This window comes from Lysobacter sp. S4-A87 (genome assembly GCF_022637455.1).
Classification (GTDB): Bacteria; Pseudomonadota; Gammaproteobacteria; order Xanthomonadales; family Xanthomonadaceae; genus Lysobacter_J.
Map to the genome: position 1 here is coordinate 146033 of NZ_CP093341.1, position 12623 is coordinate 158655.

General features: G+C 68.5%; 10 protein-coding genes. 8 read left to right on the top strand and 2 right to left on the bottom strand.

Features of this window, described 5'->3' with window-relative positions:
* The first annotated feature begins 27 nt into the window (after positions 1–27).
* Positions 28–633, top strand: a complete 606-nt coding sequence (locus MNR01_RS00695) for a rhomboid family intramembrane serine protease (RefSeq protein ID WP_241919091.1) — start codon at positions 28–30, stop codon at positions 631–633.
* Between the two features lie 142 nt (positions 634–775).
* Here MNR01_RS00695 and MNR01_RS00700 read toward each other — a convergent pair whose 3' ends face one another.
* A complete protein-coding gene (locus tag MNR01_RS00700) occupies positions 776–964 on the bottom strand; it encodes a hypothetical protein (protein WP_241919092.1) in 189 nt (62 codons plus the stop codon).
* 178 nt (positions 965–1142) lie between these two features.
* On the opposite strand from MNR01_RS00700, the gene MNR01_RS00705 reads away from it, so the two are divergent.
* The 6 genes from MNR01_RS00705 (at position 1143) to MNR01_RS00730 (ending at position 7034) form a co-directional block, all read left to right on the top strand.
* Entirely contained in the window at positions 1143–1994 is an 852-nt protein-coding gene (locus MNR01_RS00705) for a hypothetical protein (RefSeq protein ID WP_241919093.1), read from the top strand.
* A 72-nt stretch (positions 1995–2066) separates the two neighbouring features.
* Positions 2067–2345, top strand: coding sequence for a GNAT family N-acetyltransferase (locus MNR01_RS00710; protein ID WP_241919094.1), 279 nt, complete (start codon positions 2067–2069; stop codon positions 2343–2345).
* Positions 2346–2420: 75 nt separating this feature from the next.
* Positions 2421–3179 carry a pseudouridine synthase gene (locus MNR01_RS00715; RefSeq protein WP_241919095.1) on the top strand — a complete coding sequence of 253 codons (759 nt, stop codon included), beginning with the start codon at positions 2421–2423 and terminating at the stop codon, positions 3177–3179.
* 228 nt (positions 3180–3407) lie between these two features.
* Positions 3408–4244, top strand: a complete 837-nt coding sequence (locus MNR01_RS00720; RefSeq protein WP_241919096.1) for a DUF3298 and DUF4163 domain-containing protein — start codon at positions 3408–3410, stop codon at positions 4242–4244.
* Between the two features lie 89 nt (positions 4245–4333).
* Positions 4334–5476 (top strand): cyclopropane fatty acyl phospholipid synthase, encoded by a 1143-nt coding sequence (gene cfa, locus MNR01_RS00725; RefSeq protein WP_241919097.1) that lies wholly within the window; start codon positions 4334–4336, stop codon positions 5474–5476.
* Between the two features lie 136 nt (positions 5477–5612).
* Positions 5613–7034, top strand: a complete 1422-nt coding sequence (locus tag MNR01_RS00730) for an amino acid permease (RefSeq protein ID WP_241919098.1) — start codon at positions 5613–5615, stop codon at positions 7032–7034.
* Positions 7035–7084: 50 nt separating this feature from the next.
* Here the strand turns inward: MNR01_RS00730 and MNR01_RS00735 are convergent, their stop codons facing one another.
* Complete coding sequence (locus MNR01_RS00735; RefSeq protein WP_241919099.1) at positions 7085–7927, bottom strand: NAD-dependent protein deacetylase; 843 nt, start codon at positions 7925–7927, stop codon at positions 7085–7087.
* Positions 7928–8016: 89 nt separating this feature from the next.
* Here MNR01_RS00735 and MNR01_RS00740 point away from each other — a divergent pair, with 89 nt between their 5' ends.
* On the top strand, positions 8017–12480 hold the full coding sequence (locus MNR01_RS00740) for a DEAD/DEAH box helicase (protein WP_241919100.1): 4464 nt from the start codon (positions 8017–8019) through the stop codon (positions 12478–12480).
* Positions 12481–12623: the final 143 nt, after the last annotated feature.

Genomic DNA, 12623 nt, shown 5'->3' on the forward strand with positions numbered 1-12623 from the left:
GCGCATCGCAGCCAGGAGCACCAACGGATGCTGACCTTCATCCTGATCGCCGTGACCGTGGTGGTCTCGTGGCTGGCCTTCGAGCGGCCGCAGCTGTTGAACCGCCTGATCCTGTGGCCGCCGGCGATCGACCGCAACCACCAGTACGACCGGCTGGTCACGCACGGCTTCATCCACGCCGACTGGTCGCACCTGCTGTTCAACATGATCACGCTGTACTTCTTCGGTCGCGTGATCGAAGGCGTGATCGGCCAGCTGATCGGGCCGTTCGGGTTCCTGCTGTTCTACCTGTCGGCGATTGTCATTGCGATCCTGCCGACCTACCTGCGCCATCGCCACGATCCGGGCTACCGCAGCCTGGGTGCTTCCGGCGCGGTGTCGGCGGTGCTGTTCGCCTTCGTCCTGCTCAAGCCGTGGTCGCTGATCATCGTGTTCGTGCTGCCGATGCCGGCGATTGTCTACGCCGTCGGCTATGTCGCCTATTCGTTCTGGATGGACCGGCGCGGCGGCGACAACATCAACCACAGCGCGCACCTGTCAGGTGCGATCTATGGCGTGTTGTTCATGCTGCTGATGGAGCCGCGCGTGGGAACGATCTTCCTGGAACGGCTGATGAGCCCGTCCTTCCGCTGAGCCGAGACCGGCGCCGCGGTCGCAATTGGCAAGCCGGAGGGACTGCGGCGGACCTGCATGGCGCAGGCCCGCCGCGCTCAAGGCGCCCCCCAGCTACCCGAGCTGGTGTCGACCGGGCCTGGCGACCCGGCCGGAATGCTGATCAGGCCGCGTGACGGTCCGACATCGCCGCATCGTCCGCGCCATAGGTTTCGAGCAGGCGGGCGTAGATCTCGGCATCGATCTGCGACGACTCGATGGAGCCTTCCTTGCCGCTCTGGACCAGGTCGAACATGCGCGTCATCAGGGCGTCGTCGCTGACGTGGCCGAGGGTCAGGTGGTGCACGGTCATGGGTGTTCTCCCTACTGACTTTCCTGTCTTGGATCACGCAGATTCCGTGCCAGCCGTCTCAGCTTGGGCCCGGGTCGGATCGGCGTGAAAATGTGACGCACTCGGTCATTACTGGTCGCGTCTGGGGCTGAACGGATGACGCAATGCGGCGCTCGCGATGGCGTCCCGCTCACCCGGCATGAATGCCGCGCGTGATATCCAAAACGCTCCCAGACGATGCCCAGGAGTGCCAGGCATGGCGATCAGGAAGGCCGGCAAGACTACCGCCCGCAAGGCCCCGACGAAGAAGGCGGCGGCGAAAACAGCAAAGAAGGCCGTGAAGAAGGCCGCCCGCAAGGTCGTCGCCAAGACGGCCCGGAAGAAGACCACCGCCAGGACAGCCACCCGGAAGACGGCGGCGAAGAAGGCGCCTGCAAGGAAGGCCGCAACAAAGAAGGTTGCAACGAAGAAGGTTGCAACGAAGAAGGTGGCAACGAAGAAGGCGGCAACGAAGAAGGTTGTCGCGAAGAAGGTCGCAGCGAAGAAGACCGCCCGGAAGGTCGTGAAGAAGGCGGCCGCGCGCAAGGCGCCGGCCCGCAAGGCAACCAGGCAAGCGACGAAGAAGGTCGCGACGAAGGTCGCGAAGAAGACCGTCCGCAAGGCAGCCGCCCCCCAGTCGACGGCCCGCAAGGCAGCCGCGACCAAGGCACCGGCCCGGAAGACCGTCGTCCGGACAGCCCGCGCGACTCCGACCGCGGCGACCGTCCCCGTCCCGCGCAAGCGTGCTCCACGCAAGCCGCGCATCACGCCCGAGCAGGCCCTGGCCAACACCCAGGAGCTGCTGGCCGCCAAGCACGAGCGCGACCACCAGCCGCAGCCGTGGCAACAGTTCGATACGGCCCACGGGCATGTTCCCAAGCCGGGTTTCCAGTCCGACAGTGCGGCTGCCAAGGCCGCCGAACTGCATGCGGCCGAAAGCCGGATGGAAGCGATCCAGGGCAGCATCGGCACCCAGGACCGCCACAACCAGGGCAAGCGCGACAGCCGTTGAGCTACCGTAACCTCTGACCCGGGCGCACGTGCGCAAGCCGTGCGCCCGACATTCCAGACCCAAGAGCCCCCCATGACCCAGCACCAGATCCAGCACGACCCGGTGACCGGCGCGTTCACGACGACTGTCGATGGAGTCGACGCCCGGCTGGAGTACTACCGCGAAGGCAGCAAGATGGTGATCACCCACACCGGCGTCCCGGAGGCGATCGGCGGCCGCGGCATCGCTGGCGAGCTGGTCCGCGAGGCCTTCGAGTTCGCCAAGGCGCAGGGTTGGCACGTCCACCCGGCCTGCTCCTATGCCGCCGCCTGGGTCGAACGCCATCCCGAGTACAACCAGCTGCTGGCCTGACCGCAACGGCGGCGACAGGCCATCGCGGGGCGCACGGGCGCGCGGAGCTGTCCCCTTGCGCCCAGGTGTGACAGCATGCGCGCCCATCCCCCGACTGCCGCGCCCCTGGCGCCCGCCCGCATGCGCCTGAACAAGCACATCAGCGACACCGGCTTCTGCTCGCGTCGCGAAGCCGACAACCTCATCGCCGAGGGGCGGGTGACCGTCAACGGCGCGCGCGCGCGCGTCGGCGCCGAGGTCGGCGAAGGCGACCAGGTCCAGGTCGACGGCCAGCCGCTGAAGGTCCGCCAGGCCAGCAAGGGCAAGCGCCAGCACGTCTACATCGCCCTCAACAAGCCGGTCGGCGTCACCAGCACCACCGAGGCGGGGGTCAAGGACAACATCGTCGACTTCGTCGGCCACCAGCAGCGCATCTTTCCGATCGGCCGGCTCGACAAGGACTCCGAGGGGCTGATCCTGCTGACCAGCAACGGCGACATCGTCAACGAGATCCTGCGCGCAGAGAACAAGCTGGAAAAGGAATACCTGGTGGTGGTCAACCACGCCGTCACCGACGAGTTCCTGCGCGCCATGGCGCGTGGCGTGCCCATCCACGGTCAGACCACGCTGCCGTGCAGGACCGGAAAGCTGGGCAAGTTCGGTTTCCGCATCGTCCTGGTGCAGGGCCTCAACCGGCAGATCCGCCTGATGGCCGCGCACTTCGGCTTCCGCGTGAAGCAGCTGCTGCGTGTGCGCATCGGCAACGTCAAGCTTGGCCACCTCAAGCCCGGCCAGTGGCGCAACCTGACCGACGCCGAGCTGCAGGGATTGCTGCCGCAGCGGACGCAGTGGTAACGCAACCCCGGCTGTATCGATGCACAGTGCGAAGTGGGGAAGACGGCATCCGCAGACGTTGCAGGCGTAGCAATCCCGTCTTCTGGTGAAATACCCGTGCCGTTGCCGAATCCCCCTGTGCCGATGTCCCGTTTCGACCCATTCGCATCCCAGCGCCGCCGCATGTCCCCTGCATACGGGCATCACGCCGCCGCCGCTAACCTGACGCTCATCGACAAGGGATTGCCCATGAAGCGATTGTTCATGCTGTCGTTGCTGGGCCTGGCCGTGATGGCCGGCTGCAAGCGCGAGGGCGAGCCGGCGGCGCCGGCGACCAGTGCCACGCCGGGTGCCCCCGCGCCAGCGGCGACCGATGCGACCGTGCCTGCCGCGGTCGAGCTCAAGGACGTTTCCGAGTCGACCCCGGACTACATCATCGGCATCAGCTACCAGGTTCCGGCCGGCCAGCATCCGGCGCTGGCGGCCGAGCTGAAGAAGTACGCCGATGCCGCCCGCGCCGACCTGATCGAGGCAGCCAAGTCGCGTGGCCAGCCCGGCGGCGCGACCAGCGCCCCCTACGACCTCTCGCTGAGCTTCACCGAGTTGATGAACACCCCCAGCGTGGTCGCCGTCGCTGCCGATGGCAGCAGCTATACCGGCGGTGCCCACGGCGCGCCGTTGATCGCGCGCTTCGTCTGGCTGCCGCAGCAGCAGCGGATGCTGACCGCGCGCGAGCTGGTGCGCGACGACAAGGGCTGGGCGGCGATATCGGGCTACGTCCGCGAGCAGTTGCACTCGGCGCTGTCGCAGCGCGTCGATGCCGACGACCTGCCGGCGGAGGAGCGCGCCGAAGTGGTCAAGAACGCCTCGCGCATGATCGACGACGGCACCGAGCCGGCGCCGACCGACTTCGCACTGTTCGAGCCCATGGCCGCGCCGGATGGCAAGCTGGGTGGCCTGCGCTTCGTGTTCGCGCCCTACCAGGTCGGCCCGTACTCCGACGGCACGCAGACGGTGGAGGTCCCCGCCGACGTGCTGCTGCCGTTCGTGACCCCCGAGTACCGGTCGCTGTTCACCGGGGGTTGATGCCGCATTGAGCGGCATCGCGATAGGATCGGCTGGCCCGCCACCTGCGGGCCAGGCCCGAGGGAGGCCAGCCGAACACCGAGGTCGCCATGTCCGCATTGCGCAGTCGGGTAGAGCAGTTGCTTTCGTTGGCCGACGTCCGCGTCGGCGGTGCGCGTCCGTGGGACCTGCAGGTCGAGGACGAGCGCTTTTTCGCCCGCGTCCTGGTCGAGGGCTCGCTCGGGCTGGGCGAGTCGTACATGGATGGGTGGTGGCGAACGCCATCGCTGGACGGCTTCCTGTTCAAGGTCATCAGTGCCGACCTCGATCGCCGCGTGCGCGGTTGGAAGGCGCGGGCCGATGCGGTGCGCGCCTACCTGACCAACCTGCAGAGCCGCCGTCGCAGCTTCGTCGTCGGTGAGCAGCACTACGACCTGGGCAACGATCTGTATCGGGCCATGCTCGGGCGCCGCCTGGTCTACAGCTGCGCCTACTGGCGCGACCGCGACGGTGCGCGCCTGCACGACCTGGACGCGGCGCAGGAGGCCAAGCTCGACCTGGTCTGCCGAAAGCTCCGCCTCAAGCCCGGCATGCGCGTGCTCGACATCGGCTGCGGCTGGGGCGAGGCGCTGAAGTTCGCCGCCGAGCGCTATGGCATCAGCGGCGTCGGCGTGACCGTGTCGCGCGAACAGGCCGCGTATGCGCGCGAGCTGTGCGCGGGATTGCCGATCGAGATCCGGCTGCAGGACTACCGAGAGGCCGGGGCGGGCGAGGGTGATGAGCGTTTCGACGCGATCCTTTCGATCGGCATGTTCGAGCACGTCGGCGTCAAGAACTACGAGACCTACTTCGAGGTGGCGCGACGCTGCCTGGCCGAGGAAGGCCTGTTCCTGCTGCACACGATCGGCACCAACCTGTCGGTGCAAGTCACCGACCCGTGGATCGACCGCTACATCTTCCCCAACTCGATGCTGCCGTCGGCTGCGCAGATCTCGACGGCCTGCGAAGGCCTGTTCGTGATGGAGGACTGGCACAACTTCGGCGCCGACTACGAGCTGACCCTGCAGGCCTGGCTCGACAACGTCGAGCGGGCGTGGCCACAACTGCCGGCCCGCTACGACGAGCGTTTCCAGCGCATGTGGCGCTTCTACCTGTCGGCCTCGATGGCCAGTTTCCGCAGCCGCCACACGCAGTTGTGGCAACTGGTGCTGTCACCCTCGGGCGTGCGCGGGGGCTACATCGCACCGCGTTGACCGGTCCGGCCTCCCGCAAGCAGGAGGGGGGCCCAACAGCAACCCCTCATCCCGTGCAAGCTGCAGTGCACATCGCATCGCCGCCGGCTTTGCCCCACTATGTGCGTCCAATTCGCCAGCTCGACACGAGGGTTTTATGCAGACTTGGTTCCGGCGCAAGGACATCGACCGGGTCACGGTCCACGAGGAAGGTCGCCGACTGGTGCCGACCCTGAGCTGGCCGCACCTGATCGCCCTGGGCATCGGCGCCATCGTCGGCACCGGCATCTACACCCTGATCGGAGTCGGCGCCAACCTCGCCGGACCGGCCGTGCTGCTGTCGTTCCTGGTCGCGGGCATCGTCTGCGCCTGCGCCGCACTGGCCTACGCCGAAATGGCGACCATGATGCCGGCCGCCGGCAGCGCCTATACCTACAGCTACATCGTGCTGGGCGAGGCCATCGCCTGGGTGGTGGGCTGGAGCCTCATCCTCGAGTACTCGCTGGTGGTCAGCACGGTCGCGGTCGGCTGGTCCGGCTACGCCGTCGGCTTCCTCAAGGGACTGGGGGTGGACCTGCCCTTGTGGTTGACCGCCGGCCCGCACGCGGGCGGCGTGGTCAACCTGCCAGCGGTGATCATCGTCTTCGTCGTGGCAGGCATGCTGATGGCGGGCACGCGCGAAAGCGCCACCCTCAACGCGATCCTGGTGGTGCTCAAGATCATCGCGCTGGGCATCTTCGTCGCCATCGCCCTGCCGCATTTCGACGTCGCCAACACCCAGCCGTTCATGCCCTACGGCTTCGCCAAGTCCATGGACGCCGGCGGCGTGGAGCGCGGCGTCATGGCCGCTGCGGCGATCATCTTCTTCGCCTTCTACGGGTTCGATGCGATATCCACCGCGGCCGAGGAAACCAAGAACCCGGGCCGCGACCTGTCGATCGGCATCGTCGGTTCGATGGTCGGCTGCACCCTGATCTACATGGTCGTGGCCCTGGCCGCCGTCGGCGCGCTGAGCTACACCGTGTTCGGCAACAGCCCCGAGCCGCTGGCGCTGATCCTGCGCGAACTCGGCCAGGGCAAGGCGGCCACCGTCATCGCAGCGGCTGCGGTGATCGCGTTGCCGACGGTGCTGCTGGCATTCCTGTACGGCCAGAGCCGCATCTTCTTCGTGATGTCGCGTGACGGCCTGCTGCCGCGCAGCCTGTCGAAGGTCAACGCGCGCACTGGCACGCCGATCGCCACCACGCTGTTCACCGCAACCCTGGTCGCGGCGCTGGCCGGCGTGGCACGCCTGGACGAGATCGCGGCACTGGCCAATGCCGGCACGCTGGCGGCCTTCATCGCTGTGGCGGTGTGCCTGCTGGTGCTGCGCAAGCGCGACCCGGAGCGCAAGCGTCTGTTCCGCGCTCCGCTGGCGTGGGTGATCGGTCCGATCGCGATCTTCGGCTGCCTGTACCTGTTCTGGAGCCTGCCGCAGCGCACGCAGTTGTGGTTCCTGCTGTGGAATGCGATCGGCGTCGTGGCTTACCTGGCCTACGGCCGCAAGAGCAGCCTGCTGGCTGCCGGCAAGGAAGCGTAAGCATCTGCCATCCGTGCAGGAGCCAGCCCCGCTGGCTCCTGCCGTTCAGGTCAGGCCATCGCTGCCGCTAGCACCGCTCCGGCATCGGCCTGGAGCTTCATTCCCGCCAGATCGTCGGCCCGCGTGCGTCCGCGGTTGACGATGGCAATGGGCATGCCGGCCTCGTGCGCGCTGCGCACGAAGCGGAAGCCCGAATAGACCATCAGCGACGAGCCCACCACCAGCACCGCATCGGACGCCTGCAGCGCCTCCTGCGCCTGCAGGTAACGCGGACGCGGGACGTTCTCGCCGAAGAACACCACGTCCGGCTTGAGCATCCCGGCGCAACGCGCGCACTGCGGCACGCGGAACGTACTGAAGTCGTGACCGTCCAGATCGGCATCGCCATCCGGTGCAGTCGCCGCATCCAGATCGAGCCAGCCCGGATTCAATGCGGCAAGTTGCTCCTGCATCGCCGCGCGCGGCTGGCGATCGCCGCAGGCCAGGCAGACCACGTCGTCGAGGCGGCCATGGAGGTCGATCACCTGGCGGCTACCGGCGCGCTGGTGCAGGCCATCGACATTCTGGGTGAGCAGGGTCGTCAGCCGGCCCTGCTGCTCCCAGCTCGCGAGGGCGAGGTGGGCGGCGTTCGGCCGGGCCTGCGCGATGCGCGGCCAGCCGATGAAGCTGCGGGCCCAGTAGCGGGCGTTGATCTGCGGATCGATCGTGAACGCCTGGTAGGTCACTGGCGGCGTGCGCTTCCACTGGCCGTCGCCGTCGCGGTAGTCGGGAATGCCCGAATCGGTGCTGCAACCGGCACCGGTGAGCACGAACACACGCCGATGCGGGTGCAGCCACTCGCGCAGGCGGTCGGCGTCTTCGTGCAGGGAGGCGTTCTTGGGAGCTGCGGACATGGCCCCATCTTCTCATTCATGGCCGTTTTCCGGCCGCCAGCCTGAACGTCGTCTCAGGGACTGAGACGGTCTTGCGACACGATCCCGCCATGCCCCTGGATGCATTCCACCCCGCCGTTGCCGCCTGGTTCGCCAAGGCATTTCCTGCGCCGACCCCGGCGCAGGTGCAGGCGTGGCCGGCGATCCGCAGCGGGCGCAACACCCTGGTCGCTGCGCCGACCGGTTCAGGCAAGACCCTGACCGCATTCATGACCGCGATCGACGGTCTGATAAGGCAGGGACTGGCCAATGCCGACGGCGCCGGGCTGTTCGGCACCGGGCCGACGGCCGCGTTGCCGGACGAAACCGTGGTCGTCTACATCTCGCCGCTGAAGGCGCTGTCGAACGACATCCGCATCAACCTGGAGGCGCCGCTCGCCGGCATCCGCGCCGAGCTGCAGGCCATGGGCTTGCCCGACGTCGAGATCCGCACCGCCGTGCGCAACGGCGACACACCGCAGGCCGAGCGCGCGCTGACGCGACGCAAGCCGCCGCACATCCTGGTGACCACGCCCGAATCGCTGTACGTGCTGCTGGGCTCCGAATCCGGCCGGGCGATGCTGTCGACGGTGCGCAGCGTGATTGTGGATGAAATCCACGCGGTGGCCGCCAGCAAGCGCGGCAGTCATCTGGCGCTGTCGCTGGAGCGCCTGGAGGCACTGGCTGGCCGTGGGCTCACCCGCATTGGCCTGTCGGCGACGCAGAAGCCGATCGAGGCCGTCGCGCGATTCCTCGTGGGCGCCGCAAAGCCCGAAGTCGACTGCACCATCGTCGATATCGGCTACACCCGCGAACGCGACCTCGCGCTGGAATTGCCGCCGACACCGCTCAGCGCGGTGATGTCCAACGACCAGTGGGACCAGGTCTATGTGCGCCTGGCCGACCTGGTCGAGCAGCACCGCACCACCCTGGTGTTCGTCAACACACGGCGCATGGCCGAGCGTGCCGCACGTCACCTCGGCGAGCGCCTGGGCAAGGACGTCGTCGCCGCGCACCACGGCAGCCTGGCGAAGGAACTGCGCCTGGATGCCGAGCAGAAGCTCAAGCGTGGCGAGCTGCGCGTGCTTGTGGCGACCGCCTCGCTGGAGCTGGGCATCGACATCGGCGATGTCGACCTGGTCTGCCAGCTCGGTTCGCCGCGCTCGATCGCCGCATTCCTGCAGCGCGTCGGTCGCTCCGGCCACCACGTGGGTGGCGTGCCGAAGGGGCGCCTGTTCCCGCAGACGCGCGATGAGCTGGTCGAATGCGCGGCGTTGCTCGACTCGGTACGCCGCGGCGAACTCGATGCACTCGTCATGCCCGATGCGCCGCTCGACGTGCTCGCCCAGCAGATCGTCGCCGAGGTGTCGTGCCGCGAATGGGACGAGGACGCGCTGTACGACTGGGTGCGTCGCGCTTCACCGTACGCGCAGCTCAAGCGCGAAGACTTCGACGCAGTGGTGCGGATGCTGGCCGAAGGCTTCACCACCCGGCGTGGCATCCGTGCCGGCTACCTGCATCGCGATGCGGTCAACCGCAAGCTGCGAGGCCGCAAGGGCGGGCGCATGACCGCGCTGATGTCCGGCGGCACCATCCCCGACACCGCCGACTATGCGGTCGTGGTGGAGCCGGAGTCGTTGTTCATCGGCAGCGTCAACGAAGACTTCGCCATCGAGAGCATGGCCGGCGACATCTTCCAGCTCGGCAATGCCAGCTACCGGATCCTGCGCGTGGAGCCGGGCAAGGTTCGCGTGGAAGACGCCCAGGGCGCGCCGCCGAGCATTCCGTTCTGGTTGGGCGAGGCGCCCGGTCGCAGCGACGAGTTGTCGTTCGCGGTGTCGCGCCTACGCGAGGAAGTGGCTTCGCGGCTAGAAGCGAGCCTTCCACCGGAGGGCGAAGCCGTCGCCGTGGCGCCACCTGCGCAGGTGGCCAGCGAAACCTGGCTTCGCGACGACCTCGGCCTGCCCGCCGCTGCCGCGCAGCAGGTCAGCGAGTACCTGGCCAGCACGCAGGCCGCGCTCGGTGCGATGCCGAGCCAGCACACACTGGTGCTGGAGCGCTTCTTCGACGAAAGCGGCGGCACCCAGCTCGTCATCCACACCCCCCATGGCAGCCGCATCAACCGCGCCTGGGGTCTGGCCCTGCGCAAGCGCTTCTGCCGGCAGTTCAACTTCGAACTGCAGGCGGCCGCGACCGAGGACGCGATCGTGCTGTCGCTGTCGACCAGCCACAGCTTCCCGCTCGAAGAAGTCTCGCGTTACCTGCATTCGTCGTCGGCCGGGCACGTGCTGATCCAGGCCTTGCTCGACGCGCCGATGTTCGGCGTGCGCTGGCGCTGGGCCGCCACGACCGCGCTGGCGCTGCCGCGCTTCGTCGGTGGCAAGAAAGTCCCGCCGCAGTTGCAGCGCATGAAGTCCGAGGACCTGCTGGCGACCGTGTTCCCCGACCAGGTGGCCTGCGCCGAGAACCTCGTCGGTGAGCGCGAAGTGCCCGACCACCCACTGGTTGCGCAGACCTTGCACGACTGCCTGTACGAGGCGATGGATGTCGAAGGCTGGCTGCGCCTGCTGCGGGCGATGGAGGCGGGCGAAGTCACGATCGTCGCCCGCGACCTCAGCGCGCCATCGCCGTTCGCCGCAGAAGTGCTCAACGCGCGCCCGTATTCGTTCCTTGACGATGCACCGCTGGAGGAGCGCCGGACCCAGGCCGTGCAGACCCGTCGTTATGCCGATGCGCAGAGCGCCGACGATCTGGGCCGCCTCGACGCAAGCGCGATAGACGCAGTGCGCGAAGAGGCCTGGCCGCAGGTGCGCAGCGTCGACGAGATGCACGAGGCACTGATGGGCCTGGGCGTGGTGACTGCGCGCGAAGTGCGCGAGAACGGCTGGGCCGACTGGCTCGCACGGCTGGCGAAAGACCACCGCGCCACCGCCCTGCAGCGTGCCTCCGGCGCTGGCGGCAAAGGCGTTGGTGTTAAGGCAGGCGTCGCAGTCGTGGTCGACGAGGGCACCGACCTGTGGTGCGCCGCTGAACGCCTGCCGCAGCTCCAGATCGTGTATCCGCAGGCACGGTTGCACCCGTCCCTCGAGGCACCTGCCGAGTTCGCCCGGCAGACGTGGTCGCGCGAAGACGCCCTGATCGAACTGCTGCGCTCGCGACTGACCGGACTCGGCCCGACGCCGGTGCAGGTGCTGGCCGACGACTTGTCGCTGCCGCGCGGCGATGTCGAGCAGACCCTGTTGCGCCTGCAAAGCGAAGGTTACGTGATGCAGGGCCGCTTCACCCCCGGCGTCGATGCCGACGAGTGGTGCGAGCGCCACCTGCTCGCACGCATCCATCGCTACACGCTGCGGCGCCTGCGCCGCGAGATCGAACCTTTGGCGCCGCGCGACTTCATGCGCTTCGCCTTCGACTGGCAGCGCGTCGGACCGTCGGTCCGTGTCCAGGGCCCGGAGGCGCTGGTGGGCGTGCTGTCGCAGCTCGAGGGTTTCGAGGCGCCGGCATCGTCCTGGGAATCGGAACTGCTGCCGGCACGCGTCAGCGACTACTCCATCTCGTGGCTCGACGACCTGTGCACGTCGGGGCGGACGCTGTGGACGCGCCTGCGTGCCGGCAGCAACGAGGCCAATGCCGCGCGCGGCAGCACGCCGGTCCGCAGCACGCCCATCGTCCTGCTGCCGCGTCGCGATGCCGCGACCTGGACACGACTGGCACCGCCGGTGGGCGCCGACGAAGCGCTGTCCACGCGCGCGCAACGTGTGCTCGACCATCTGGCCGAGCACGGTGCCTCGTTCTTCGACGAACTCGTCACCGGCGCGCACCTGCTGCGCACCGAGCTGGAGGACGCGCTGGCCGAACTGGTCGCGCGCGGCCGCATCCACTGCGACAGCTATGCCGGCCTGCGCGCGCTGCTGGTGCCGGCGTCCAAGCGTCCCGGCGCGCAGAGCGGGCGTCGCCGGCGCGCGGCGCTGTTCGGGATCGAGGATGCCGGCCGCTGGGCGCTGATCCGTCGCCCTCCGGGCAGCGACAAGCGCGACCCGGAGGATGTCGAGCACATCGCGCGGGTGCTCCTGCGTCGCCACGGCGTCGTCTGCTGGCGCCTGCTCGAACGCGAGGCGACGTGGCTGCCGCCGTGGCGCGAGCTGGTGCGTGTCTACCACCGGCTGGAAGCGCGCGGCGAGATTCGCGGCGGCCGTTTCATCGCCGGCCTGTCGGGCGAGCAATTCGCGCTGCCCGAGGCCATCGGGCTGATGCGCCAGGTTCGCCAGCGACCGCACGACGGCGCGCTGGTATGCGTGTCGGCGGTCGATCCGCTGAACCTGCTCGGCACCGTGCTCACTGGAACCAAGGTGCCGCGCCTGGCCGGTTCGCGCATTGCGTTCCGCGACGGCATTGCCGTGGCCACGCTGGTGTCGGGCGAGGTCGAGATTCTGGTGGAGCTGGAGCCGGACGATGCCCGCGCCGTGCGCAAGGCATTGCTGCGTGAGCCGGACTCGACGTTCGCACCGGTGCCGGTGGCTCCTTCGCCAGGGTGAGGCGGCCGCTCCATGGACAGGCGGCGCACGCCTCTCCACGGCGCATCGACCTGGCGTGTCCCGAAACGGTCAATGCATTGCAACCTGCGGCGGTCACCATCGCGCGGCCGGCTGCATGGGGGAGCCGGATTCCCCATCGCACA

What these genes read in the sequence shown, in the direction of transcription:
- MNR01_RS00715 (WP_241919095.1), top strand. Translation starts at nt 2,421, where the DNA reads ATGCGCGCCCATCCCCCGACTGCCGCGCCCCTGGCGCCCGCCCGCATG.
- MNR01_RS00740 (WP_241919100.1), top strand. Translation starts at nt 8,017, where the DNA reads ATGCCCCTGGATGCATTCCACCCCGCCGTTGCCGCCTGGTTCGCCAAG.
- MNR01_RS00695 (WP_241919091.1), top strand. Translation starts at nt 28, where the DNA reads ATGCTGACCTTCATCCTGATCGCCGTGACCGTGGTGGTCTCGTGGCTG.
- MNR01_RS00710 (WP_241919094.1), top strand. Translation starts at nt 2,067, where the DNA reads ATGACCCAGCACCAGATCCAGCACGACCCGGTGACCGGCGCGTTCACG.
- MNR01_RS00730 (WP_241919098.1), top strand. Translation starts at nt 5,613, where the DNA reads ATGCAGACTTGGTTCCGGCGCAAGGACATCGACCGGGTCACGGTCCAC.
- MNR01_RS00720 (WP_241919096.1), top strand. Translation starts at nt 3,408, where the DNA reads ATGAAGCGATTGTTCATGCTGTCGTTGCTGGGCCTGGCCGTGATGGCC.
- MNR01_RS00735 (WP_241919099.1), bottom strand. Translation starts at nt 7,927, where the DNA reads ATGTCCGCAGCTCCCAAGAACGCCTCCCTGCACGAAGACGCCGACCGC.
- MNR01_RS00700 (WP_241919092.1), bottom strand. Translation starts at nt 964, where the DNA reads ATGACCGTGCACCACCTGACCCTCGGCCACGTCAGCGACGACGCCCTG.
- MNR01_RS00705 (WP_241919093.1), top strand. Translation starts at nt 1,143, where the DNA reads ATGAATGCCGCGCGTGATATCCAAAACGCTCCCAGACGATGCCCAGGA.
- cfa (WP_241919097.1), top strand. Translation starts at nt 4,334, where the DNA reads ATGTCCGCATTGCGCAGTCGGGTAGAGCAGTTGCTTTCGTTGGCCGAC.